22 protein-coding genes are annotated in these 23,802 nt (G+C 66.1%); 12 read left to right on the top strand and 10 right to left on the bottom strand.

The window, feature by feature from the left end:
• Positions 1–87: 87 nt before the first annotated feature.
• Positions 88–2,061, top strand: a complete 1,974-nt coding sequence (locus RMCB_RS28250) for an aconitate hydratase (protein ID WP_062831387.1) — start codon at positions 88–90, stop codon at positions 2,059–2,061.
• 10 nt (positions 2,062–2,071) lie between these two features.
• Here the strand turns inward: RMCB_RS28250 and RMCB_RS28245 are convergent, their stop codons facing one another.
• From RMCB_RS28245 to RMCB_RS28235, 3 genes are all read right to left on the bottom strand, one after another.
• Positions 2,072–2,227 carry a hypothetical protein gene (locus tag RMCB_RS28245; RefSeq protein ID WP_095533362.1) on the bottom strand — a complete coding sequence of 52 codons (156 nt, stop codon included), beginning with the start codon at positions 2,225–2,227 and terminating at the stop codon, positions 2,072–2,074.
• 145 nt (positions 2,228–2,372) lie between these two features.
• Positions 2,373–2,834 carry a hypothetical protein gene (locus tag RMCB_RS28240; RefSeq protein ID WP_062831386.1) on the bottom strand — a complete coding sequence of 154 codons (462 nt, stop codon included), beginning with the start codon at positions 2,832–2,834 and terminating at the stop codon, positions 2,373–2,375.
• A gap of 111 nt (positions 2,835–2,945) precedes the next feature.
• Complete coding sequence (locus tag RMCB_RS28235; RefSeq protein ID WP_072278562.1) at positions 2,946–3,842, bottom strand: cutinase family protein; 897 nt, start codon at positions 3,840–3,842, stop codon at positions 2,946–2,948.
• A gap of 337 nt (positions 3,843–4,179) precedes the next feature.
• On the opposite strand from RMCB_RS28235, the gene RMCB_RS28230 reads away from it, so the two are divergent.
• From RMCB_RS28230 to RMCB_RS28225, 3 genes are all read left to right on the top strand, one after another.
• The gene (locus tag RMCB_RS28230) at positions 4,180–5,643 is read left to right on the top strand and encodes a glycoside hydrolase family 183 protein (protein ID WP_062831385.1); all 1,464 of its coding nucleotides are present in this window, start codon (positions 4,180–4,182) and stop codon (positions 5,641–5,643) included.
• 327 nt (positions 5,644–5,970) lie between these two features.
• Positions 5,971–6,111, top strand: coding sequence for a hypothetical protein (locus RMCB_RS36140; RefSeq protein WP_165606339.1), 141 nt, complete (start codon positions 5,971–5,973; stop codon positions 6,109–6,111).
• Between the two features lie 26 nt (positions 6,112–6,137).
• Positions 6,138–6,560, top strand: coding sequence for a nitroreductase family deazaflavin-dependent oxidoreductase (locus tag RMCB_RS28225; RefSeq protein ID WP_062831384.1), 423 nt, complete (start codon positions 6,138–6,140; stop codon positions 6,558–6,560).
• A gap of 4 nt (positions 6,561–6,564) precedes the next feature.
• Here RMCB_RS28225 and RMCB_RS28220 read toward each other — a convergent pair whose 3' ends face one another.
• Entirely contained in the window at positions 6,565–7,740 is a 1,176-nt protein-coding gene (locus tag RMCB_RS28220) for an FAD-dependent monooxygenase (RefSeq protein WP_062831400.1), read from the bottom strand.
• Positions 7,741–7,816: 76 nt separating this feature from the next.
• Between RMCB_RS28220 and RMCB_RS28215 the strand changes: the two genes are divergently transcribed.
• Positions 7,817–8,392 (top strand): TetR/AcrR family transcriptional regulator, encoded by a 576-nt coding sequence (locus tag RMCB_RS28215; RefSeq protein ID WP_062831383.1) that lies wholly within the window; start codon positions 7,817–7,819, stop codon positions 8,390–8,392.
• 55 nt (positions 8,393–8,447) lie between these two features.
• Here RMCB_RS28215 and RMCB_RS28210 read toward each other — a convergent pair whose 3' ends face one another.
• The 3 genes from RMCB_RS28210 to RMCB_RS28200 form a co-directional block, all read right to left on the bottom strand.
• Positions 8,448–11,303, bottom strand: coding sequence for an MMPL/RND family transporter (locus RMCB_RS28210; RefSeq protein ID WP_029370947.1), 2,856 nt, complete (start codon positions 11,301–11,303; stop codon positions 8,448–8,450).
• A 79-nt stretch (positions 11,304–11,382) separates the two neighbouring features.
• A complete protein-coding gene (locus RMCB_RS28205) occupies positions 11,383–12,402 on the bottom strand; it encodes an acetamidase/formamidase family protein (protein ID WP_029370946.1) in 1,020 nt (339 codons plus the stop codon).
• Positions 12,403–12,445: 43 nt separating this feature from the next.
• Positions 12,446–13,075, bottom strand: a complete 630-nt coding sequence (locus tag RMCB_RS28200; RefSeq protein WP_234792267.1) for a cysteine hydrolase family protein — start codon at positions 13,073–13,075, stop codon at positions 12,446–12,448.
• A gap of 217 nt (positions 13,076–13,292) precedes the next feature.
• Between RMCB_RS28200 and RMCB_RS36320 the strand changes: the two genes are divergently transcribed.
• From RMCB_RS36320 to RMCB_RS28185, 3 genes are all read left to right on the top strand, one after another.
• Entirely contained in the window at positions 13,293–13,517 is a 225-nt protein-coding gene (locus RMCB_RS36320; protein WP_051243978.1) for a hypothetical protein, read from the top strand.
• Positions 13,518–13,527: 10 nt separating this feature from the next.
• Positions 13,528–14,784, top strand: coding sequence for a formamidase (fmdA, locus tag RMCB_RS28190; RefSeq protein WP_029370943.1), 1,257 nt, complete (start codon positions 13,528–13,530; stop codon positions 14,782–14,784).
• 174 nt (positions 14,785–14,958) lie between these two features.
• Positions 14,959–16,542, top strand: a complete 1,584-nt coding sequence (locus RMCB_RS28185; protein WP_062831381.1) for a serine/threonine-protein kinase — start codon at positions 14,959–14,961, stop codon at positions 16,540–16,542.
• A 9-nt stretch (positions 16,543–16,551) separates the two neighbouring features.
• On the opposite strand, the gene RMCB_RS28180 is transcribed toward RMCB_RS28185, so the two are convergent.
• Positions 16,552–18,060, bottom strand: coding sequence for an adenylate/guanylate cyclase domain-containing protein (locus tag RMCB_RS28180; protein ID WP_062831380.1), 1,509 nt, complete (start codon positions 18,058–18,060; stop codon positions 16,552–16,554).
• A gap of 225 nt (positions 18,061–18,285) precedes the next feature.
• Between RMCB_RS28180 and RMCB_RS28175 the strand changes: the two genes are divergently transcribed.
• The 4 genes from RMCB_RS28175 (at position 18,286) to RMCB_RS28160 (ending at position 22,776) form a co-directional block, all read left to right on the top strand.
• Positions 18,286–19,623 (top strand): PE-PPE domain-containing protein, encoded by a 1,338-nt coding sequence (locus RMCB_RS28175; protein ID WP_029370940.1) that lies wholly within the window; start codon positions 18,286–18,288, stop codon positions 19,621–19,623.
• A gap of 74 nt (positions 19,624–19,697) precedes the next feature.
• Positions 19,698–20,951 (top strand): sensor histidine kinase, encoded by a 1,254-nt coding sequence (locus tag RMCB_RS28170; protein ID WP_029370939.1) that lies wholly within the window; start codon positions 19,698–19,700, stop codon positions 20,949–20,951.
• A gap of 168 nt (positions 20,952–21,119) precedes the next feature.
• The gene (locus RMCB_RS28165) at positions 21,120–21,293 is read left to right on the top strand and encodes a CsbD family protein (RefSeq protein ID WP_062831379.1); all 174 of its coding nucleotides are present in this window, start codon (positions 21,120–21,122) and stop codon (positions 21,291–21,293) included.
• Positions 21,294–21,465: 172 nt separating this feature from the next.
• Entirely contained in the window at positions 21,466–22,776 is a 1,311-nt protein-coding gene (locus RMCB_RS28160; protein WP_062831378.1) for a glycoside hydrolase family 183 protein, read from the top strand.
• On the opposite strand, the gene RMCB_RS28155 is transcribed toward RMCB_RS28160, so the two are convergent.
• Together RMCB_RS28155 and RMCB_RS28150 are read right to left on the bottom strand one after the other, a co-directional pair.
• Positions 22,773–22,994, bottom strand: a complete 222-nt coding sequence (locus RMCB_RS28155) for a DUF1918 domain-containing protein (protein WP_062831377.1) — start codon at positions 22,992–22,994, stop codon at positions 22,773–22,775. The two genes, RMCB_RS28160 and RMCB_RS28155, sit on opposite strands and share 4 nt — an antisense overlap.
• A 67-nt stretch (positions 22,995–23,061) precedes the next feature.
• Positions 23,062–23,802 (bottom strand): SDR family NAD(P)-dependent oxidoreductase, encoded by a 741-nt coding sequence (locus RMCB_RS28150; protein WP_062831376.1) that lies wholly within the window; start codon positions 23,800–23,802, stop codon positions 23,062–23,064.

Raw genomic sequence — 23,802 nt, 5'->3', positions numbered from 1 at the left:
CAACCGCTATTAGCCGCGCACCTGAATGGGAACTCCTAAGGACGGCGCCGGCCGGCGGCGCCGGACAGCTACCTCGCAGGAGTTGAGATGCCGACTGATTTTCCCGGTAAGGAAGGGCCCTACACCCTCGCAGACAAATTGATCGGATCGCACCTCGTCGACGGGCAGATGCGCCCCGGCGAGGAGATCGGGTTGCACATCGATCAGACGCTAACGCAGGACGCCACAGGCACCTTGGTGATGCAGGAGCTGGAAGCCCTCGGGCTGGACCGCGTGCGCACCGAGCTCAGCGCCCAGTACATCGACCACAATTTGCTGCAGACCGACGAGAAGAACGCGCAGGATCACGAATTCCTGTTGTCCGCGTGTCGGCGGTACGGCGTGTGGTTCTCCAAACCCGGCAATGGCGTCTCCCATCCGACCCATATGCAGCGGTTCGGCAAACCGGGCGTGACCATGGTCGGGTCGGATTCGCACACGCCGGCCGGTGGCGCGTTGGGCATGCTGGCTATCGGCGTCGGCGGGCTGGAGGTGGCGCTTGCCATGGCCGGTCGGCCGCTCTACATCCGGATGCCCGAGATCTGGGGTGTCGAGTTGACCGGCGAACTGCCGCAGTGGTGTTCGGCCAAGGACGTCATCCTGGAGATGCTGCGCCGGCATGGAGTCAAAGGTGGGGTGCACCGGATCATCGAGTACCACGGGCCGGGCGTCGCCACGCTGAGCGCGATGGACCGCCACGTGATCGCCAACATGGGCGCCGAGCTCGGTGCCACCACCTCGGTGTTCCCCGCCGACGCCGCGGTCCGGGAGTTCCTGCGCGCCGAGGACCGGGAGGACGACTACACCGAGTTGCTGGCCGACGAGGGCGCGCGCTATGACGTCGCCGAACAGATCGACCTGTCGGCGCTCGAGCCGCTGATCGCCAAGCCCACGTCACCGGACAATGTGGTGCCGGTCCGCGACGTTGCCGGGGAACCGGTTGCCCAGGTGGTGGTGGGATCGTCGGCGAACCCCGGGCTGCGAGACTTCGCCATCGTCGCCGCAATGGTCGGCGGCCGCCAAACCGACAGTGCGGTGAGCTTTGACGTGAACCCGTCGTCGCGCGAAATCCTGGAGGACTTGACCAAGATGGGAGCGACGTTTGAATTGATCCGCGCCGGGGCGCGGATCCACCAATCAGGGTGCATGGGCTGCATAGGTATGGGGCAGGCGCCCGCGGTGGGCCGAAACTCGTTGCGCACCATGCCCCGCAACTTCCCTGGTCGTTCCGGCACTCGGGAGGACGCCGTATGGCTGTGCTCACCGGAGACGGCGGCGGCCGCGGCGTTGACGGGTCAGATCACCGACCCGCGTAATCTGGCCGACCAGCTCGGTCTGGCCTACCCGGAGTTGAATCTGCCTGCCCACGCGTCGGTGAACACCGCCATGCTGGTGGCGCCGCTGCCCGAATCCGAAGCGCGGCAGGTCGAGTTGGTCAAGGGACCCAACATCTCTGGCCTGCCCGACTTCGATCCGATTCCCGACCACATCGAGGCGCCGGTGCTGTTGAAGGTCGGCGACAACATCTCCACCGACGAAATCTCCCCGGCGGGTAGGGCATTGCCGTTTCGGTCCAACATTCCAAAACTCGCCGAATTCACCTTCACCCAGGTCGATGAGACATACCCCGCGCGGGCCGCTGAGATCGCCTCCGGCACTGGGCATGTGATCGTGGGTGGAGAGAACTACGGTCAGGGCTCATCGCGTGAGCACGCCGCGATCACTCCGCGATATCTGGGGCTGCGGGTGGTCATCGCCAAATCGTTTGCCCGGATCCACTGGCAAAACCTGGCGAATTTCGGCATCCTCGCGCTTGAGTTCGAAGACCCCGGTGACTATGACCAAATCGCGCAGGGCGACGTTCTGCGGATCGACGGCGTGCGTGATGCGCTGCAGGCGGGCACGCCGCTGACGGCCCACGACCAAACCCGGCGCATCGACGTCGCGTTGACTCATCGACTGTCGAAGCGCCAGGTCATGGCCGTGCTTGCAGGGGGTGTGATCCCGCTGCTGGCGGAGTAGGCCGGTGGATCTAATACCAGACTTTTCGACCGCCGACGGGGCGGCCGACGGCGCCGAGGATCCACAGGATGACGCCGATCACCACGAGGATGCCGCCGATCGTGTACAGGATCGACAACCCGGTGAAGTAGCCGATCAACAGAAGGATGATGCCAAGCACAATCATGGTCAGTCCGATCCTCTAGGTAGCAACGGAAAATCTGTCGCGAGGAGGAATTGCCAGTTTCGTCAGTTCCAAACCTGTTGGGCGCAAGTGACGCTCGCACCGGTGTCGCCGGCGGCCGCATCGGTGGGCAAAACGGGCGCGGTGCCTACCGGTCGCTGCGGCTGCAATTGGGGTTTGCCGGCTTGGACGGCCACGTGCAGACATCGATGAACGTGCTGGTGTTGAATCCACCGCCGTCGAACACGCCGTACGCATCGCCGTGGGTTCCGGTGTAGGTGGCGCCGCCACCTGAGCTGCGGCCGGCCGAGGTCACGATGGTGGTCACCTGCCAACCCTTGCTCTCGAGTGCCGACTTGTATGCGTTGAGGACGTCGTTGGGTGCGCCGTTGACTTGGTAGAACATGTGGATGCCGTTGTCGGCGATCTGATTCGGGCCCTTGGTCTGCTGTGTGTCAGCAGGTGCCGGGATCAGCGACGGCAGATCCACGCTTGCCGCGGGAGTCGTTGTCTGGGCCGCCGAATCCGACGACGCGGCACATGCCGACGCGGCGAGACCGACCGCGACTGCGAGGGCCGCCAGAGCACAGGTGTTCGGGGTGACACGCATGGGCCGTTTCCTCTCGTTTGCCGCACGGTAGCAACGTGGAAGGCATCGCTCCGGGCAAACGAGGGAAAACGGCAGGCGGCCAACGTAGTTGTCGTTGACCGAGCAAATACCTTACGTGAGCGGGTCAACGGGCGCCGGGCGCGGTGCCGGCGGTAGAGGGGAGGGCGTCGCGGCTGGGGCCGGACCCGGTGCGGCGACCGGCGCCGGAAGATGCTGCGACGGCCCGGGTGCGGCCGGTAACGGCGTCAAGGTCGCGGGTGCGGCGGGTGCCGGGACCGGGCCGGGTGCGGGACCGGCCGCCGGCGGATTCGCGATGGCGTCGGCGGCCCAGCTGGACTGGAGCTGGTTGGCGACGAATGACGCGCCCTTGTCGACCATGCCCGCTTCTTCGTACTGGTTGTGCGCGGAGAAGCTGCGTCCGTCGGATGCGCAGACGAGGTCATTGTCGACGCATAGGTCGATGGTCTTGGCCGCATAGAGCGGGCCGATGGCGATCGGTGGCTCGCTGATGGCTTTCATGAACCGTGTCGACGGCTTGCCGAAGAGGGCCACGGCCGCGACGTGATCGGAGATGTCGGGCGGCAGCGGGGTCGGCACATCCGTGGCGTGAACGCCGTCGGGAACCACACTGGCGGTGACAAAACCGGCGATGGCTGCGCCTTGGGAGAACCCGCCGATCACCATCTTGGTGCGTGGACAGTTCGACGCGGTGGCCAGCACGTGTGCGCGTGCGTCCGAGATGCCGTCGACAGCGGTCGGGAAGTCCATGGTGGCGGGGTAGTCGACCGCGTACACGCCAACAGTTTTGCCAGTCACGCGTGACCGCAGGGAATTGACGAATGCCTCGCCGGTCGGACCGAGGCCCGGAGCCTCCGTGGTTCCGCGGGCGAAGATCACCTCGGCGTCGGGGCAGTTCGCCGCCTGCGCGGATAACGTTGGTGCGCCGAACAATATGGTCGGCACCGCTGTCGCGGCGCCGATCAGAACAACAACGTGGCGTGCCTCCACGCACACATGCTGACACATCGGAACGATGTGCGCGCGCCAGTTGAACGACATTTTATTGGTGTTCACCTGTTGAGAACCCGCTGAAGCTGCTTTCTGGCGCGGTGAAACCTGTTTGCGGGCAGCACAATACGCACACCTGTCGCGAATTCGCCATGCGCCCGGGAGCGGATCGAAATACCACACCGGAGGCCTTTGGCCCGGACGCTGACGGTTGCGACACGGTCACAGAAGCATACCTATCAATGCATCAGGAGCAGCAACCTTCACTTCGGTCACTATCGTCACATCAGTCAGCTAGTGACGTCAATGGGACGTCGTGCCCTCTGGAAGGGGTGAGATGTCGCCGCGTCCTCGAATCGCATCACTGTCGGTGGCGTCGGCGGCCGCTATGGGGCTTGTCGTCGCAATCGGCGTCGCACCTCCTGCGGGCGCCGAACCGTGCACCGGAGCCGCCGCTGCTGCCCAGCCGCCCGCCAACGCCGTGGCCACTCCGGCGTTGCCCGGGCTCAACCGTCCGCCAACAGGTCACCGGCCCGCCGGTGCGAATGACAGTGCGCCGCTGCCCAGATTGGGCCAGCTGCCCAAGATGTTGCTCAACGCGCTCTCGCCGTTGAGCCAGCACTCCGCCCCGGTGCGCCAGCAGGCGGCGGTGGAACCGCCGCCACGCCCAGTCGTTCCGAACAACCCCGCTCCGCCCGCCCAGGCTCAGCCCGTTCCCAACGCGGCGCCGGCCCCGGCGCCGGAGGCTGCGCCGGCACCTGCCGCGCCGGGCACATCGCTGGTGGGTTGGGTCACCGGTCCGGACAGTCCCAACAACACCATCCAGCGGTTCGCCATCTCCGGCACAGACCTCGGGATCATGTGGGACAACGGTGATCCCGGCGCGCATCAGGTGCTGATGGCCTTCGGGGATACCTACGGTTACTGCAGTGTCCGCGGACAGCAATGGCGTTACAACACCCTGTTCCGGAGCCAGGATGGGTCGCTGTCGAATACGGTGTCCGTGCCCAATGCGGTGAAGGCCAACCGTTATTCGGGCTCGCCGGTGTGGGCACCGGGCCTTTCCAAGCAGATCATCAACAGCATCAAATGGGCGCCGACCGAGGTGGGCATCATCCCGACGTCCGGGGTCTCCGTCGGCAGAAACCAATACCTGAACTTCATGTCCATCAAACGGTGGGGCGACAACGGCTTCTGGGACACCAACTTCTCGGGCATCGCGGTGTCCCAGGACAACGGCGAGAACTGGGGGGTGTACCCCAGCAGCATCCGCACGGTGGGGGACTCCGTACCGCGGCTCGCGGCCGTGCCGGGCAACGAGAACTTCCAGATGGGCGCTTTCCTCAAGCCGGGGCCCGGTGACCCGTACCTCTACATGTTCGGCACGCCGTCCGGGCGCGGGGGATCGGCCTACATCGCCCGGGTTCCCCAGGGCTTCGTGCCGGATCAGCGGCGCTACGAGTACTGGAACGGCGACAGCAATTCCTGGGTGCCCGGCAATCCTGCCGCGGCCACCCCGGTGATCCCGGGTCCGGTCGGGGAGATGTCAGCCCAGTACAACACCTATCTCAAGCAGTATCTGGTGCTGTACTGCAACGGCGCCAACGACGTCGTCGCACGCACGGCTCCTGCGCCACAAGGGCCGTGGAGCCCCGAGCAGATGTTGGTGTCCTCGATGCAGTTCCCGGGCGGCATCTATGCGCCGTTCCTGCATCCGTGGTCGACGGGCAAGGAGCTGTACTTCAACTTGTCGCTGTGGTCGGCGTACAACGTGATGCTGATGAAAACCGTTTTGCCGTAACGCTTTCGGTGAAACCGCGGCCAACCGGGCCGGTCTGGAAGTGCTGACGAACCGCGGCGCGCAACAGCGCGCCGCGGTTTTTGGCGTGCGGGCAGCCGACGGTGTGCGGTGGGGCGGGGCACTTTCTCACAGTCGCCTACCGGAAAGGCTTAAGGCGCGCCATAGGGTGCGAGATGTGACTGAGTCGTGTTCTAAAAGTGACAGAAGAAGTCCAATGTTTCCAGAGTGATATGAGTGCACGAAGGGCGCGCGAGATCGCTTCCCGGTGAACCTGGCGGCCCTACGCGTCGTGTATTCGACGGACGATCAGAGGGATGGAGTGAAACCGTGAACATGAGCCGAACGTTCGAGACGCGAACCGCGCGGATCGCTCTCCTGCTGATCCGTCGTCCCATCATGAGCCGGCGCTACCCCGAGGAGCAGGAACGTCTGGTCACCCAACAGGAACTCGCCGCTCTCGGCCGGTAGTCACGTAAACGTGCCACGATGAAGCCATGACGGATCAGGGCGAACGCGACTTCAACGAGCGCAACATCGAGGAGTTCCGCGCCAACGGCGGCAAGGTCGGCGGTCAGTTCGAGGGATTTCCCTTGTTGCTGCTCACCTCCACGGGCGCCAAGAGTGGGGAGCAGCGGGTCAATCCGGTTGCCTACTTCGACATCGACGGGGCCATCTACATCGTCGGATCGTCAGCTGGCCGGGACCGGGATCCCGCCTGGGCCTTCAATATTCGGGCCAACCCGGACGCCACTGTCGAGATCGGTGCCGACGCCCCCGCGGCTGTCACTGCGCGTGAGCTTCCTCGCGACGAGCGGGACCGCATCTACCAGATCGTCACGCAGCGAGCACCGGGGTTCGCCGACTACGAGGCGCGCACCGATCGGGTGATTCCAGTCTTCGAGCTGGTCCGCAAGTGACAGCTCACGCGGTGGTCAGCGCGGTCTCGGCCACCTGCTGGGCGTCGTAGGTGTTGATCGCGACGCTGTCGAGGATCACCTGTAGTTGCTCGGCCTGGGCGCGAGGCGCCAGCTCCGTGGACCGGTAGATGCGCCCGGCAGCGCGAGCCTGCGCGCGAACCTGGCCGGTGCGCTTCATCCGCAGATTTTCGTAGCGACGCAACCGCTCTGGCAATTCGTCGGGTTGTGTGCCACGTAGCAGCACCGCCAAGGTCACGCCATCTTCGATGGCCTGGTTGGCGCCCTGCCCGAGGTGTGGCGTGACCGCATGGGCGCTGTCGCCCAGCAGGGTGATGCGATCCGAAGACCAGCGGTCGAGGGGTTCGCGATCGTAGATGCCCCACCGGAAGGTCGAATCCATCGCGTCGATGATGGCGCTCACCTGGGGATCCCAACCGCGGTAAGCCTCGGCGAGTTCGGCGACATCGCCTGGTGCGGTCCAGGATTCGGCAACGGTGAGATTGGTCGGCACGAAGGCGACGATGTTGAGCAGCCGGCCCGCCGAAACCGGGTAGGCCAGGAAGCTCTGCCGGGGCCCCAGCCACATGGAGCTGGCGCGCATGTCGGCGATCGTGTCGACCCGTTCGGCGGGAATCAGCCCGCGGTAGGCCATGATTCCCTCGCTGACCGGTTCGGCCGGCGCGGTCACCAGGCCTTGTAGACGCGAATGGATGCCGTCGGCGCCGATGACCAGATCGGCGTCGACCGTTGTGCCGTCGGCGAACTCGACGCGCACGCCGTCGGTGTGCTCGGTGGCGCCGACGCAGGACCGGCCGAGGTGCAGTGCGTCAGACGGCAGCGCGTCGGCGAGTACCTGCTGGAATTCGCCGCGATGCAGAAACCAGGTGCGGGCCGGATCGCCGAACGACAGCGTCGACGGTTCACCCGCGATGGGTTCGGCCCGCCAGGTGCGAAAGCGGTAGTGCGTCACCGGGCCGGCGACCTTCGTCAGGGCATCGCCCACGCCGAGCTGGTTGAGAACTCGCGATCCGTTGGTTGCGATGGCGACCCCGGCGCCGAGCGCCTTGAGTTCATGGGCCTGTTCGTAGACGGTCGCATCGATGCCGTTGGCGCGCAGCGCGAGCGCGGCGCTCAGTCCACCGATGCCTGCGCCGATGACGGCGACTCTGAGGCCGGTCATGATCTTCTCCATCCGTGATATGTGTACCGATCGATACAAGATTGACTATAAACGTACCGATCGGTACAGTCAAGAGGTGGCCCGCACCGCAGATCCCGTCAAACGCGAAGAGCTCCTGAAGGCGGTGGTCGCCTATCTCGAACAACACGGCATCGGCGACATGTCGCTGGCACCCATGGCGCAGGCGCTGGGCACCAGCAAACGGATGCTGCTGTATTACTTCGGCGACCGCGCCGAGTTGCTGACCCAGGCCCTCGACGCCAGCCGTCCGCAGCTGGGGGAGATGTTCAGTGATGTCACCACCGCGGAACAGTTCACCGACGCGGCGCGCACAATGTGGCGTGAGCTGACGCGCGGGGGCGAGCGCCGCAATGTCCGGCTGCTCCTGCAGGTCCTCAGCCTGGCGGTCACCGACCCCGAGACCTACGGCGAGTCCGCCCGTACAGCGGTCGAGGTGATGATCGGGCCGATCGCCGCGGCGCTGGGCACCATCGGCTACGCCGGCGATGACGCTTGCGCGCGTGCCACTCTGGTGGTCTCCGGGCTGCGTGGGCTGTGTCAGGACGCGCTGGTCACCAAGGACCGGTCTCGGGTCGACGCCGCCGCCGAACTCCTCATCGCGGCGTCGGTCGCAGACTCACCGCGAACGTGAATCCTCTGCGAAAAACAGCGCCAGATTTCGCAGACGTTTCACAATCGCGTGACTCCTAGGAGCTCGAGCGTTCCAGCGCCCGCGCCACCACGCCCTGCGCCGGGCGTTGCCGCACCATTTGCGGCCACCAGAACCAGCGGCCCATCAACGCCGCGATGGACGGGGTCATGAACGATCGGATCACCAGGGTGTCGAACAGCAGGCCCAAGCCGATCGTCGAACCGACCTGCGCGACGACGGTCATCTCACTGACCACCATCGACATCATGGTGAACGCGAACACCAGGCCCGCAGCCGTCACCACCGATCCGCTGCCACCCATGGCGCGGATGATGCCGGTGTTGATGCCCGCCGGTAGCTCCTCTTTGAGCCGCGCGACGAGCAGCAGGTTGTAGTCGGCGCCCACGGCCAGCAGCACGATGACCGCCATCGCCATCACCATGAAATGCAGTTCGATCCCGATCAGGTGCTGCCACACCAGGACCGACAACCCGAACGACGTGCCCAGCGAGACCAGCACCGTCCCCACGATCACCGCCGCGGCCACCAGGCTGCGAGTGATGAGCAGCATGATGATGAAGATCAGTGACAGCGCCGAGATTCCGGCGATGATCAGGTCGTAGTTGTTGCCTTCCTGCATGTCCTTGAAGGTCGCGGCGGTGCCACCCAGATAGATCTTGGACCCTTCGAACGGCGTGTTCTTCATGGCTTCTTTGGCGGCCAGCTTGATCCCGTCGATCAGCTTGATGCCGTCGGCCGTCAGCGGGTCGCCCTCATGGGAGATCATGAACCGCACGGCTTTTCCGTCGGGGGAGATGAAGCTCTTCATGCCGCGTTTGAAGTCGCTGTTGTTGAACGTCTCCGGCGGCAGGTAGAACGTGTCGTCGTTCTTCGAATCGTTGAACGCGTCACCCATGGCGGATTGGCCGTCCTGCATGGCCGCCATCTGATCCTGCAGACCCTTCTGGGTCTGGTACATGGTGAGCATCATGGTCTTGGTGTGCTTCATGGTCTCGATCTGCGGCTGCATCATCGCCGCCATCTGCGGCATGAGCGCGTCGAGTCGGTCCATGTCGGGCAGCAACTCCTGAATGGCCGCCGTCATCGTGTCGACGCCGTCGAGACCGTCGAACACCGACCGCAGCGACCAGCACACCGGGATGTCGTAGCAGTGCGGTTCCCAGTACAGGTAATTGCGCAGGGGGCGCAGGAAGTCGTCGAAATCGGAGATGCTGTCCCGCAATTCGGCGACGTCGGTGACCATGTCGTGGGTCTTGCCGACCATGCTGTGCGTCGTCGCGCTCATCTCCTCCATGAGCGTGATCATCCGATCCATGATGTCGACGGTCTTCTGCATGTCGTCGGCCTGCAGCAGCATGTCGTTCGCGCGGTCGGTCAGGTACTTGCGGTTCATCGTCTGCATGACTCCGCCCATGCTCATCTGGGCCGGAATCGTGCTGAACTTCAGCGGTTTGCCGTCCGGGCGCGTGATGGCCTGCACGCTGCCGATACCGGGCACCTGGAAGATGGCCTTGGCGATCTTGTCGATCACCAGGAAGTCGGCCGAGTTGCGTACGTCATGGTCGGTTTCGATGAGCAGCAACTCGGGATTCATCTTGGCCGGCGAGAAGTGGCGTTCGGCCGCGGCGTATCCCGCGTTGGCGGGCAGATCGGCAGGCAGGTAATTGCGGTCGTTGTAGTTGGTCCGGTAGCCCGGCAGCGTCAGCAACCCGACCAGCGACAGCAGGATGGTGCCGAGCAGAACCGGTCCCGGCCACCGCACGACGAAAGCGCCCAAGCGTCGCCAACCCCGGATCCGCATGGCGCGCCGGGGCTCGAGCGTGCGTCCGAACCGGCTCGTGACCGTGACCAGCGCCGGTCCGAGGGTCAGTGCCGCGAACACCGCGACCACCATGCCGACCGCCATCGGGATGCCCAGCGATTGGAAATACGGCAAGCGGGTGAAATGCAGACAGAACGTCGCGCCCGCGATCGTCATACCGGAGCCGAGCACCACGTGGGCGGTGCCGTGGAACATCGTGTAGTACGCCTGTTCCCGGTCCTCGCCGTTGCCCCGGGCCTCCTGATAGCGGCCGATGAGGAAGATCGCGTAGTCCGTGGCGGCGGCGATCGCCAGGGTGACCAACAGCTGGGTGGCGAATGGCGTCAGCCCGATCAGGTTGTGGTAGCCGAGGAACGCGACCACGCCGCGCGCGGCCGACAACTCCAGGACCACCATGGCGAGCACGATGATCACGGTGATCACCGACCGGTAGACCAGCAGCAGCATCGTGATAATCACCACGAAGGTGACCATCTCGATCATCTGGACGCTGCGGTCGGCGGAGATCTGCTGGTCGGCGGCCAGTGCCGTCGGGCCGGTCACGTACACCTGGACCCCCGGCGGCGGGGACAGCCCTTTGACCAGCTTCTGGACCGACTCCACCGACTCGTTGGCGATGGTCTCGCCCATGTTGCCGACGAGATAGACCTGGACGTAGGCGGCTCTGAGGTCGTTGCTCTGGGCGCCGGCCTTGGTCAGCGGATCACCCCAGAAGTCCTGGACGTGTTCGACATGTTTGGTGTCGGCCTTCAGCTTGGCGACCATGTCGTTGTAGAAGTAGTGCGCATCGTCGCCGAGCGGCTTGTCGCCCTCCAGCACGATCATCGCCGAGCTGTCGGAGTGGAACTCGTCGAAGACCACACCGACGCGTTTCATCGCGATCACCGACGGCGCCTCGTCCGGACTCATCGAGACCGACCGCATCTGTGCGACGGCCTCGAGCTGAGGCACGGTCATGTTGAGCACGACGACCAGGCCGATCCACCCGAGGATGATCGGAACGGCGAGTCGGCGAATCCAACGGGCGACCCCGGTGTGAGTCGTCGTGGATTTGCTGGGATCGGCCATCGGGAGAGAAACCTTGGAGTCGGATTCGGGCAGGGCTGCGGCCGACCCTATCCCGTTGAGCGGTCGTTTAGTGAGCCCCCTACGGGTAGGAGATGGCCCCGAGTGCCCGCGCGGCGCTGCGCAGCTCCGCATGGATTCCGCCGTAGGCGGCCGCAGGTGGCAGCAGCCGCTTGTCGATCTTGGTCGCCGAGCTGTAGTTCACGTCGACGACGTTGGCGATCGGCGCGAGCGCGATCTGGGTCAGAAGCTGGTAGGCGTCGAGCCGGTCGAGGCCGTAGAGCTCGCCCAACCACGTGATCATCTCCACCTGGCCGGCCCGCCACGCCTCTTCCAGCGGGCGCCCGGAACCGATCGCCAGCAGATGCGTGTCGGTCTCCAGGCGCGGCCAGGCCGGTCCGCCGCCACCTTTGATGAGGTCGACGATGGCCGTGATGTTCATGGCGCCCTCGACGGCGGTGCCGCACGCTTCGCCCTCGCCCTGGCGGTAGTGCCCGTCGCCGAGGGAGAACAGCGCGCCTTCGACGTTGACCCGGAGATAGCAGGTGGCGCCCGCGGTCATGTCCGGCGAGTCCATGTTGCCGCCGAACGCTTCGGGCACCAGTGAACTGCGGACCTCGCGGCGCGCGGGGGCGACCCCGACGGTGCCCAGCATGGGGTTGGCGGGCAGGGTCACCTCGAAATCGCTGCCCCGGGCCGAGAAGCCCACTGTGCGTGCGGCCGAGTCGTATTCGTAGATCCAGGTGCGCTCCGGCAACGGCTCCTGCAGGGTGGGGCTGACCGGGATGCTCGTCAGCCCGCCGAAGAACGGGATCAGCGTCGACGCGCCCCAGCTGCGCGCCGGGGTGAGATCGACCAGATGGATCGCGAGGGTGTCACCGGGCTCGGCGCCTTCGATCCAGAACGGACCGGTCTGCGGATTGAGGTCCTCGGTGTCCAGCGCGACGGTGGCCACCGAGTCGACGCTGGTGATACGGCCACCGAAGGCGTCCTCGGCCCACAGCGTCAACACCGTGCCGGGCTTGATCCGCATGACGGGTTCGGCGCCGCCGAAGGTGTAGTTCATCTGCTCGACGGTCGGCACGAAGGTGATGTGATCCATGACGGACATCCTTACGGATACAAGGCCACTCGGCACCAGAGTTTCAGCGCAGCGCGGAAAGTGCGCCGACGACGTTGTCGGTGCTGACGATGGCTGTGGCGTAGTTGGGCAGATTGACCCGCAACGCAGCGTGCATTTCGACATCCGAGTAGTCGGCGGTGGCGTCGTCGACCAACGTCACCTGATATCCGAGTTCGGCGGCGAAGCGCACGGTGGCCTCCACGCAGGTGTGGGCGATGAGGCCCATGACGATCAGCTCATGGATACCGTGCCGCTTCAGCAGCAGGTCCAGATCGGTGTTGGCGAAACCGCTGGAGCACCAATGTTCTTGGGCAACAACGTCACCGGGCTCAGGGGCGAGTTCGGTGCGGATTTCGCCGCCCCAGGTCCCGTATTCGAAGGTGCGACGCGACCAAGCCGCGCGCTGAACCGGGGCGACGTGCTGCCACGTCTCGTAGTCGCCGGGACGATAGCGGCGGTGCAGGGCATAGAACACCCGGATGCCGGCCGCCCGTGCGGCGCTGAGGACCTGGACCATGTGGGGCACACACCCGTTGGCCTCCGCCACGCCCTGCAATCGGTCCCACACTTTGCCGCCGTCGGAGATGAAGTCGTTGTACGGGTCGATCACCACGAGGCCCGTCGTGGCGGCGGCGAAACTCAGGTCGGTCACCCCGTTCTCTCTAGCGCACATCGAGGCCGGCGTAAAGTCGCACCCACAATCAATTCCAGATGGAAATTTTTTTGTCAAAGTGTCGCGCGCACAGTGCCATCCGTGGGTAGGGTGGCTCATGACTCGATCGCAGTTCCGGAGATGGTGAGGAAAGCCGTTGGTTCTGTACGTGTTTCGATGCGACTCCGGTTGCGGCACCACCGAACGACGGTTTGCGATGAACGCACGACCCGACGTGATCGACTGCCCGAGCTGCAGCGGTGCGGCTCGCCGGATGATGGCGTCACCCAACCTCGGCCGCGCCGACAAGGCCGCGATGGCGTTGCAGGATTCGACGCGCGCCACCGCCGACCGCCCCGCCGTCGTCAGCTCGCCCTCACCGTCGCTGCGGCGACAGAACGTCTCGCGCAACCCGCTTCACCAAAAATTGCCCCGCCCCTGAAGGAGGATCAATGCCCGAAGTTGTGTTCCCGCTCGATTCGACCAAGAAGTTCACCGATCAGGAGAAGCTGGGGCACAACCGGTGGCACCCGGACATTCCGGCCGCGGTCACGGTCAAGAAGGGTGATTCGTTCCGCGTGCACTGTCGGGAGTGGTTCGACGGAGCGATCGTCAACGACGATTCCGCCGACGACATCCTCAACGCGCCATTGACCACGGTGCACGTGCTGTCCGGCCCGATCGCCGTCGAAGGCGCCAAGCCCGGGGACCTGCTGATCGTCGACATCCTCGACGTCGGACCCATCCCGCAGGAGGATTCGGGTCCATTGGCCGGCCAGGGGTGGGGCTACACGGGCATCTTCCCCAAGCTCAACGGCGGCGGTTTTCTCACTGACCAGTTCCCCGATGCCTACAAGGCCATCTGGGATTTCTCCGGGCAGAAGGCCACCTCGCGCCACGTGCCTCACGTCGAATTCACCGGCATCGTGCACCCCGGCCTGATGGGTACCGCGCCGTCGAGCGGCCTGCTGGCGAAGTGGAACACCCGCGAGGCCGCGCTGATCGCCACCGACCCCGACCGGGTCCCGCCGCTGGCGCTGCCGCCCGAGCCGCGTGACGCGATCCTCGGCGGCCTCACCGGCGACGCCTTCACCAGGGCCGCCGCCGAAGCCGCCCGCACCGCCCCACCGCGGGAGAACGGCGGCAACCAGGACATCAAGAACCTCACCAAGGGCAGCCGGGTGTTCTATCCGGTCTATGTCGACGGAGCCAACCTGTCGGTGGGCGATCTGCACTTCTCTCAGGGCGACGGTGAGATCACCTTCTGCGGCGCCATCGAGATGGGCGGCTTCATCGACCTTCGGGTCGACGTGATCCCCGGCGGCATGGAGACCTACGGCGTGGGGGAGAACGCCATATTCATGCCGGGCAACACCGATCCGCAGTACTCCGAGTGGCTGGCGTTCTCCGGCACCTCGGTTACCCTCGACGGAGAACAGCGCTACCTGGACTCGCATCTGTCCTATCAACGCGCCTGCTTGCACGCCATCGACTACCTGACGAAGTTCGGCTACAGCCCCGAACAGGCTTATCTGTTGCTGGGTGCCGCACCGATCGAAGGTCGCCTTTCGGGCGTGGTGGACATCCCGAATGCCTGTGCGACGGTGTACATCCCGACGGCCATCTTCGACTTCCCGGTCACGCCCTCGGCATCGGGCCCGGTCACGATCGACCCCGGTATCGGAGCGCCGCACTCGTCGTTCAACTGACGACCTCCGGCTATCCTCGTTCCCGAGACCACCGCGTCCCGCCCGGGCTCGGTGAAACCGCGTCGCGCGACCGCTCCGCCTGGATACCGCGACGCCTGGTGCACCGGCGACCTGACGGTCGTGTGCCTGGATGGTGGTCGCAGACCGTGTCCAGGCGGCCGAAAGGATCGTGGAATGGCATCCCCCCACGACGCGTCGCGCGTCGGCACCCGGTTCGGGCCGTATGAACTGAGGTCGCTGATAGGCGTCGGGGGAATGGGCGAGGTGTACCGCGCCTACGACACGGTCAAGGACCGGATGGTCGCGGTGAAACTGCTCCGCACCGAGGTGGCTGCCGACCGGAGTTATCAGGCGCGGTTTCGACGCGAGTCGCGGGCGGCCGCGCGGCTGCAGGAACCCCACGTGATCCCGGTGCACGACTTCGGTGACATCGATGGCGTCCTCTACATCGACATGCGACTGGTGGAGGGGGCCAGCGTCAAAGAAGTGCTGAGGACCAACGGTCCGCTCGATCCCGCGCGGACCGTGTCGATCGTCACACAAGTGGCGTCGGCCCTGGACGCCGCGCACACCGACGGTCTGGTGCACCGCGACATCAAACCCGAGAACGTGCTTCTCACCGGCGACGATTTCGCGTACCTCGTCGACTTCGGCATCGCCCACATCGGCGGCGAGGCGACCGTGACGATGACGGGCGTGCTGATCGGGTCGAGTGCCTACATGGCGCCGGAACGGTTCTCCGGGGCCACCGTGGGGCCGCCCGCCGACATCTACGCGTTGACCTGCTTGCTCTACGAATGCCTCATCGGCCGGCCGCCGTTCGAGACCGGTGATCTCCGCCAGCTCATGAGCGCCCACATGTTCTCCGCACCGCCGCGACCGAGCATCATGCGCCGCGGTATACCGCGTGCGTTCGACGATGTCATCGCCCGCGGCATGGCCAAGGACCCCACCCACCGGTACGCGTCGGCCGGCGAGCTGGCCAGAGCCGCCCGGGGTGCCCTCTCCGGGGCGCCTGTTGCCGCTCCGCCGCCGCCGGTGCCCGAACCGGTCGTCGCGCCCCGTCCCACCCCGCCGCCGAGCACGCGCGAGTTCTCGTCGGTCTACCCGACGCCCACCGGCAGCGGTGAGGCGCCCTATCCGCCGCCACCCCCGGTGCATGCCCCGGTGGCCCCGCCGCGGCGGCGCTGGACGCGCGGGCAGGTGCGGCTGGTGATCGCGACGGTGCTGCTGCTCGGTGTCGCCGGGATCCTGGCGACGATCCTTGCGCTCAGCGGCAACGACCGGGGCTCGACGACGCCCAAGACGCCGTTGGCGGTACCGCCCCCGGCGACGAGTTCGAGTGCACCCAGCGACTCGACGAGCGAGTCGACGACCGACTCGACCACCACGAGCAAGACGACGACGACATCCACGTCCCGGTCGGCGGCCGCACCCGTCTCCGGGGCCGACGCCCAAGGCTTCGTCGGCCATACCGCCCGCTGCGATTCGGGTAGCACCCCGGCGGCGATGATCAAGACGGCATCGTCCATCGCGGTGATCTGTCAGAGCGGGCCGGACAGTTACTACTACCGCGGCGAACGGCTCAGCGACGGTGCCCACCTGGAAATCGCGCAGGCTCAGCGTTCCGGCGACGGGTTCAACGCCACCAACCCCGCCGACGGCGCTCAGTACGAGATCCGCCCCGACAGCCTCACCATCATCAGCAACGGCCACGTCGATTCCGAGGAAGCGGCGCAGCAGTACTCGGCGGGTTAGCTGTGCGCGTCACGCAGGCGCGTAGATCTGTACCGGTGTGGTCTTGCCTCTGAGGGTCAGACCCGGACGTTCGGCGAACGCCACCCGGCGATCGGTGAGGAGCTCGAGGGTGTCGGCCGTGAGCAGGACGGCGTCGCCGGTTTGCCGGGTGGCTGCCTCCACCCGGGCGGCCACGTTGACCGTGTCGCCGATGACCGAGAACTCGAAACGTCCAGCGCCGCCGACATTTCCGGCCACCACCGGACCTGAGTTGAGCCCGACGCCCACCGACAGTCGGCCGCCGAACTCCACGTGCACGGCATCGGCGATCTGCAGGGCGGCTGCCAGCGCCTCGTCGGCGTGCCGGGCCCGGTGCCGCGGCGCGCCGAACACCGCCATCAGCCCGTCGCCGGCGTACTTGTCGACGTGCCCGTGGTGTTGATGCACGAGGGGGACGATCCGTTCGAACAGGCGGTTGAGCGTGGCGACCACGTCGGCCGGTGGCAGCTGTTCGGCGAATGCGGTGAAACCGCGGACATCGACGAACATCAGGGTGACGTCGACCTCCTGGCCCTGGAGCGGTCCGCCTGCGCACAGGATGTGTTCGGCCACATCGCGATCCACGTACGTGCCGAATGTGGCGCGAATGCGTTCGCGCTCGGCCAGACCCGCTGCCATGGTGTTGAATCCGGCTTGCAGGCGGCCGATTTCGCTCGCGTCGTCGACTTCGACTCGAGCCTCGAAGTCTCCGCTCTGAACTCGCGCCAGTGCGTGACGCAGCGCCCGCACCCGTTCGGCCACCGAGCGCACCGCCACCAGAATCGCGAAGAGCCCCACCACAAATGCCACCGCCACGAGCACGAGGATGGCCCCGATGGTGCGCTGGGTCCGGTAGTCGGTGTCGGCGAGATACCCGAGTGCCAACATCGCGACGCCGAGCAGTGGCACACCCGTGGCCAGGGTCCAGGCCATGGTGAGCCGGCGCTGGATGGTCGGCCCGACCCGGCGTTCGGGCGCACCGCCGCTCAGCGCGCGGGCCGAGATCGGGCGCATGACCCGTTCCACGATCAGGTACCACACTGCGCTGGTGGACATTCCGCCCAACGCCACAACGCAGAAGATGTAGAGCGCGGTGGACAGGGCGTCGGGCACGGCCAGTGAACCGAAGACCACCGCACCCACGGCCCACACGACGACCGACATCCGCACCGCCTCCCCAGGTGCGCCCAGCGCCATCCGTTGTTCGGCGGCGGTCGGGTGCCGGTTTTCGCGCAGCCACGCGGTGCTCGCGGCGAACCGGTGCCGCCGCACCCGCAACATGACCGGAATGACGACGACCAGGAACACCACGAGCGCGGTGCCGCCGCGGATGAGCAGCCGCTCGGTGGCCACCGGGCTCAACACGATCGGGGCGGCGAATGCCAGGAACGCCCCGACGGTCACCCCGCCTGCGATGCTGACGGCGGCCGCGCCCCACACCCATCGTTTGAACGTGCTGCAGCGGAGTGCCTCACCGGCGTCCGCAGCGATCACGTCCATACCGAAAGCCTGCTGACCCCGCACGGGGCCCACTAGCGTAGTGCGCTACTCGATCGCTGCCCAGCCCTGACGCGGATGGGTGTCGGCCGTTCGGACGATTTCACTGGAATTTTGCTTCCAACCGGGTTATCCCGGCTGACCGGGCATGCTAGCTTTTGCCAAGTTTGAGGTTTCGTGCGCATCTGCGGGGCGGTGTCGTGCGCGTGACTAGGGGCGGAGACCAACATGTCCGGTAGGCATCGCAAGTTGTCGCGTACCCGCGCCGCAACCGCGCGCTGGGTACCCTCACTGACCGCGGCGGCGGTCAGTGTCACGGGACTGTCGACCGCGGTGGTGACCGGAACGACGACCACGTTGGCCGCGCGTGACGTGGCGCTGGCGGCGGCGATCACCCCCGCGAACTCGACGGCGCAGATCTTCGCCGGCTCCACCTATTACGGCACGGACTACGCGAAGTCGAATCCGCCGCAGCAGGTTGTCCCGTTTTTCCTAGGGCCGCAAGGCATTGTCGACGCGGTCGACCAGAACAGCAACGATCCGAACGTCGTGGTGGTGTCGTCAGGCTGGGGCGCCGGGCAGACCGGCCTCGCGCTGGCCCAGATGCAAGCGAACCATGACCCGGCGCTCAACAACGTCAAACTGGTCATCCTGGACAACAACACCAACCGTGCCGGTGGCGGATTCTGGACCACCTACTGGATGTTCGCGCCGCTGCTGGGGACCTCGGCAGCCCCGGAGCCCAGCGACCTGTCGGTCCCGGTGATCGACACCGCCTATGAATACAACATCAATTCCGACGCCCCGACCTACCCACTCAACCTCGTCGCCGACGCGAATTCGTTGGCGGCCTACGGCTACGGCTATGGCGGGCAGTCGAGCGCACCGATGCCGGCCGAGGCACTCGCCGCCCAACCGACTGATCCCGTGCACTACCACTACGTCGTCGCGCCGGACGGCAGCTATACCAAGACGGCGGTCCCCGGCAACGTCACCTACGTGACCTTCACGACCGACCGGCTCCCGCTGGTACGGCCGTTGCTGCTGGTGCCGGGCGGCAACATCGTGGCCGACGCCGTCGAACCGGCACTCACCGACATCGTCGACGCGGGCTATCAGGACAACCAGCCCGTCCCGACCGATCCCACCAAGACCCGCCCCGTCGGACTGCTGCCGCCGGCATCCGATATGACCGAGACCCTCGGCGCCCTGCCCGGCGATGTGCAGGCCGGGGTGACGAAGGCCGCGGCCACCGCCCAGCAGGACATCTCGTCGCCGACCACCTTGGTGACCGGGCCGCTCGACGAGGCAGGCAGTACCGCCAAGATCATCACGGGCAACCTGCCCACCTCCTCGTTGTCGACGTCCAGCGTGCCGGGGCTCTCGGGGCTCTCCCCGTTGACCTCGGGCAACAAGGTGGTCCCCAATCCGGTGAAGTCGCTTCAGTCGACCGGAGGGTCCAACCCCGCGCAGAAGGTGGCCGGCAGCCTCAACTCGACGGTGAGCGGTGTGAGCAAGGGCGTCCAGAACGCTGTGAAGAAGGTCGTATCCGGCGCCACCGAGTGACCGTGACCTGCTGAGGACCGTCGGCGACATCGGTTGCCGCCCTATACTCTGACCACGCGGGGACAGGAGCCCTCATGGCCGGATACGACGAGCGCGCGGCGAACGCACCAGAGCTGCAACTCCCGCCGGACTCGACTGCGCGCCCGGCCTTTTACGGACTCGTCCTGCAGTGGGCACTACGGCTGGTACTCGTGGGCTACATCGCCATCACACTGTTGCTGCAGCCGCCTGACCGCGACTTGGGATTCTGCATCCTGACTCTGGCCGGGTACCTGGCCGCGTTCGCCGCGTGGACGTGGTGGGTGGTACGCACGGGGCCATCGTCGAAAGGCATCACCAGCAGGCGGCCTGCGCTGTTCATGCTCGCCGCCGACGTCGCATTGGTGTCGCTTCTCTCGGTGCTCACAGGCCTGCACTCACCGGACAACTGGACGTCAGATGTGTTGCGTACCGGGCTGTTTCTGATTCCGGTGATCGCGGCCGCACAGCTGGATCCGTTCCTCAGCGGCGTTACCGCGATTCCGACTGTTGCGGCGTACATCTTGGTCAGTTGGATCGGGCAGAACCCCAACGCAGAGCCGTGGTCGTCAATCCTGTTGAACGCCATGGTGTTGTCAGGGCTGGCCGCCGGCTCGGTCGCGCTGTCGCGGATCCAGCGGTCAAAGGTCGAGACGATCGAGGAGCTGGCCAGGCAGCGAACGCAATTGCTCGACGATGTGCTCGGCTTGGAGAAGCGGGAACGGCAAGCCCTTTCGGAGCGCCTCCATGACGGGCCGTTGCAGTACGTGCTCGTTGCGCGGGGCGATCTCGAGGACGTGCGGGCAGGCTCGGTCCCGGCGCTGGACCTGGTGGAAAACGCGCTCAAGGAATGCTCGGCGCTGCTGCGCGACGCGGTGCGCGAGTTGCATCCCGAGATCCTCACTCGGGCCGGTCTGAAGGCCGCGATGGAAGCGCTGGCCGACAGCATCGCTGCCCGTGACGATCTCGCGGTCGATCTCGATGCCTCGACGTGGCCCGCGGATTACCGTACCGACGCCGACCATCTGCTCTACAGCGCGGCGCGCGAGTTCACCACCAACGTCATCAAACACGCTCACGCCAACACACTGCGGATCGAGCTGCGCCGCGAGGATGGAGAGGCGCGGCTGCGGATCATCGACGACGGTGTCGGCATCTCCGATGCACGGCTGGCGAAGAGCATTGCCGAAGGCCACATCGGCATGGCATCGATCCGCACCAAGGTCCTCGCGTCGTGCGGGCAGTTCGATGCGCACGCGACAGACGCCGGCACCGAGGTCGCGATCGTGGTGCCACTGGCGCGCGGCTGAGTGCGGGGCGGGCCCAGTGCGGCACTGCATGAGGTAACACGGAACCTACTGGATCACAGACCATTTCATCTGCGGTCAGCGCCGAGTTTCGATCACTGGCTCCTGAGGTACTCCAACGGCTGGACCGGTCGGCCATGCGGGCCGACTCCACGGAAGAGGAGAAACACTGTGAGCGCTATCGACAAGGCGAAGAACAAGGGGCAGGAGCTGGGCGGCAAGGCCAAGGAAGCGGTCGGCAATGTCACCGGCGACAAGAGCACCGAAAATGAAGGCAAGGGCGACCAGGTGAAGTCCAACCTGAAGGACGCCGGCGAGAAGATCAAGGACGCGTTCAAAGACTAGATTCTCGTCACCAGCCCAGTGGTAGCGCCGCCCGCTGCCACTGGGCTTCCACACGCCCCAGTCCCGCATCTCGACCCGGTCACAGATGCATCGCGGTTCACTTCTGGCAAACCGTCTCCGCCGCTGTAGCAACTATTGTCACAGGCGTTAGGCGTTAGCCGGAAGGTAGGACATGACGACACTGCGTCGGCTAGCGGCGATGGCGGCTGCCTCAGCCGCGACCATCACTCTCGCCGTACCGCTTCCGCGCGCGGTCGCGGACCCGTGCTCCGTGCCGACATCGACGCCGTCGGCACGCGCCGCCGCCCCGGCACTGCCGTCGTTGCCGATCCTGCATCTGCCCATCGGCCGCAAACCGGTCAGCACCGCGAGCACCCCGGAAGCAGCCAAGGACACCGCCGTCGCCCCGAACACCGCCGCGCGCGCCGCGGCCGCCCCGTCGGCGTCGACCGCAGCCACCGTGGGGTGGATCACCGGGCCCAACACCGACAGCTACAGCCGTTTCGGCATCTCCGGTGCCGACCTCGGAATCATGTGGGACAACGGGCAATCCGGCGCGGGCAATCAGGTGTTGATGGCGTTCGGTGACACGTTCGGCAACTGCAGTGTGCCAGACCAGGAGTGGCGCAAGAACACGCTGTTCCGCAGCTCCGACCGCAACTTGGCCGACGGCATGACGATCCCGAACCCTGTGCCCGGCAACGTCTATGCCGGCTCGCCCGTCGACGCCGCCCGCCCCAACTTCTCCCGGCAGGTGATCCGGAGCCTCGGCCTCGCGGGAACCGAGGTGACCATCATTCCGACTGCCGGAATCTCGGTCGGCACAACGCAATACGTGAACTTCATGTCTGTCAGCCAGTGGGGTTCACCGGGGCAGTGGTCGACGAACTTCTCGGCGGTCGCGGTGTCGAACGACAACGGCGAAACGTGGACGGTTCCGGTGACGAGTATCCGCCCGAGCTGGTTCAACACCGTCCCTGGGGTGGCCTTCACGTGGGGCGACCAGAACTTCCAGATGGGCGCCTACCTGCGCACCGGCGGGTACGTCTACTCCTACGGCACCGGGGCGGGGCGCGGCGGCATGCCGTTCCTGTCGCGGGTCGTGGAGAGTTCGGTCGCCGACAAGTCCGCCTACGAGTACTACACACCGTTCGGCTGGCTCAAGGGCTTCCCGTTCCTGGCCGTCCAGGTGGTGTGGGCGCCCGGCAGTGAGATGTCCGTGGCGTGGAACGACTACCTGAAGAAGTTCGTCATGCTCTACACCAATACGACCTCGGCGGTCGTGATGCGTACCGCCGACAAGCCGGAAGGCCCGTGGAGCCAAGCGAAGACGATCGTCAGCTCGACCGCGGTGCCCGGTGGCATCTACGCGCCCTATATCCACCCGTGGTCCACCGGCAGCGACCTGTACTTCACGCTGTCGCGCTGGTCTGACTACAGCGTGATGTTGATGCGCACCTCGCTGGGCACATCGAGTACCTAGTGTTTCGCGCGCCCGGCCGCCCGCGCGTGTTCAGCGGCTGACACCACCACCGCATCGGTGCCGGGGTACATCACCGCTTCTTGGCCGGTGCCCAGCCACCGCACCTCGTACGGGGGAGAGCCGTCCTCGGCGCGAACCCCGATGATCTCGGCGTGGTGCTCATGTTGGTCGGTGGTTGTGCCTTTGACAACCAGGAAATCGCCGACGTGCGCTTTCATCGTCCGCTCCCTTCGCCTACTCGGCGGACACTTCTATCGTGCGCGCACCGATGGCGATGCGAAACCCTTACCCGGCGGTCTTTCCGGCGTCGACGATGTACACCGCACCGTGCACGGCCGCGGCGTCGTCACTGGCGAGAAACGCAATGGTCTTGGCGACGTCGGCCACGTCCATCATTCCGCGGGGTGCGGCGATGCGCAGGATCAGATTCCAGTCCGCACCCTCGGGTGCGGCGAACTCGGTGGTCTGCGGGGTCAGCATGCCGCCGGGGCAGACCGCGTTGACGCGCAGGCGTTCCGAGGTGAACTCGATGGCGAGCGCACGGGTCAGCCCGACCAGGCCGTGCTTGGCCGCGCAGTAGCCCGCCGAATAGACCTCGCCCTCGATCCCCGCGATCGAGGCCACGTTGACGATGTTGCCGCCGGCCTCCAGCAGATGCGGCAACGCCGCCCGGCACAGGAAGAACGGGCCGTTGAGGTTGACGGCCAGATCCTTGTCCCAGTCCTCGTCGGTCATCGATATGGTGTGGCGCATCTGGTGAAAACCCGCGACGTTGATCAATGCGTCGAGCCTGCCGAACTCCTCGACGCACTGGGCGACGGCCTGTTTGCAGGCTTCGGCGGAGGCGATGTCCACCGACGCGTACTTGCCGCCGGGAACCTGCGTGAACACCTCGGCCATCCGCTCGGCGTCGCGGGCGATGCCGAACACCGAAGCGCCCCGTTCGGCGAACAGGCGCGCCACTGCCGCACCCAATCCCGACGACGCACCCGTGACCAATGCGACCTTGCCGCTCAGCTGACTCAT

It is taken from the genome of Mycolicibacterium brisbanense (genome assembly GCF_001570425.1).
In the GTDB taxonomy this organism is placed as follows: Bacteria; Actinomycetota; Actinomycetes; order Mycobacteriales; family Mycobacteriaceae; genus Mycobacterium; species Mycobacterium brisbanense.
This window is presented reverse-complemented; position numbering and strand designations above follow the sequence as displayed.

Excerpts from the sequence above, each read along its gene's own strand:
- RMCB_RS28250 (WP_062831387.1), top strand. The coding sequence starts at position 88 with ATGCCGACTGATTTTCCCGGTAAGGAAGGGCCCTACACCCTCGCAGAC.
- RMCB_RS28245 (WP_095533362.1), bottom strand. The coding sequence starts at position 2,227 with ATGATTGTGCTTGGCATCATCCTTCTGTTGATCGGCTACTTCACCGGG.
- RMCB_RS28240 (WP_062831386.1), bottom strand. The coding sequence starts at position 2,834 with ATGCGTGTCACCCCGAACACCTGTGCTCTGGCGGCCCTCGCAGTCGCG.
- RMCB_RS28230 (WP_062831385.1), top strand. The coding sequence starts at position 4,180 with ATGTCGCCGCGTCCTCGAATCGCATCACTGTCGGTGGCGTCGGCGGCC.
- RMCB_RS28225 (WP_062831384.1), top strand. The coding sequence starts at position 6,138 with ATGACGGATCAGGGCGAACGCGACTTCAACGAGCGCAACATCGAGGAG.
- RMCB_RS28220 (WP_062831400.1), bottom strand. The coding sequence starts at position 7,740 with ATGACCGGCCTCAGAGTCGCCGTCATCGGCGCAGGCATCGGTGGACTG.
- RMCB_RS28210 (WP_029370947.1), bottom strand. The coding sequence starts at position 11,303 with ATGGCCGATCCCAGCAAATCCACGACGACTCACACCGGGGTCGCCCGT.
- RMCB_RS28205 (WP_029370946.1), bottom strand. The coding sequence starts at position 12,402 with ATGGATCACATCACCTTCGTGCCGACCGTCGAGCAGATGAACTACACC.
- RMCB_RS36320 (WP_051243978.1), top strand. The coding sequence starts at position 13,293 with ATGAACGCACGACCCGACGTGATCGACTGCCCGAGCTGCAGCGGTGCG.
- fmdA (WP_029370943.1), top strand. The coding sequence starts at position 13,528 with ATGCCCGAAGTTGTGTTCCCGCTCGATTCGACCAAGAAGTTCACCGAT.
- RMCB_RS28185 (WP_062831381.1), top strand. The coding sequence starts at position 14,959 with ATGGCATCCCCCCACGACGCGTCGCGCGTCGGCACCCGGTTCGGGCCG.
- RMCB_RS28180 (WP_062831380.1), bottom strand. The coding sequence starts at position 18,060 with ATGGACGTGATCGCTGCGGACGCCGGTGAGGCACTCCGCTGCAGCACG.
- RMCB_RS28175 (WP_029370940.1), top strand. The coding sequence starts at position 18,286 with ATGTCCGGTAGGCATCGCAAGTTGTCGCGTACCCGCGCCGCAACCGCG.
- RMCB_RS28170 (WP_029370939.1), top strand. The coding sequence starts at position 19,698 with ATGGCCGGATACGACGAGCGCGCGGCGAACGCACCAGAGCTGCAACTC.
- RMCB_RS28160 (WP_062831378.1), top strand. The coding sequence starts at position 21,466 with ATGACGACACTGCGTCGGCTAGCGGCGATGGCGGCTGCCTCAGCCGCG.
- RMCB_RS28155 (WP_062831377.1), bottom strand. The coding sequence starts at position 22,994 with ATGAAAGCGCACGTCGGCGATTTCCTGGTTGTCAAAGGCACAACCACC.
- RMCB_RS28150 (WP_062831376.1), bottom strand. The coding sequence starts at position 23,802 with ATGAGTCAGCTGAGCGGCAAGGTCGCATTGGTCACGGGTGCGTCGTCG.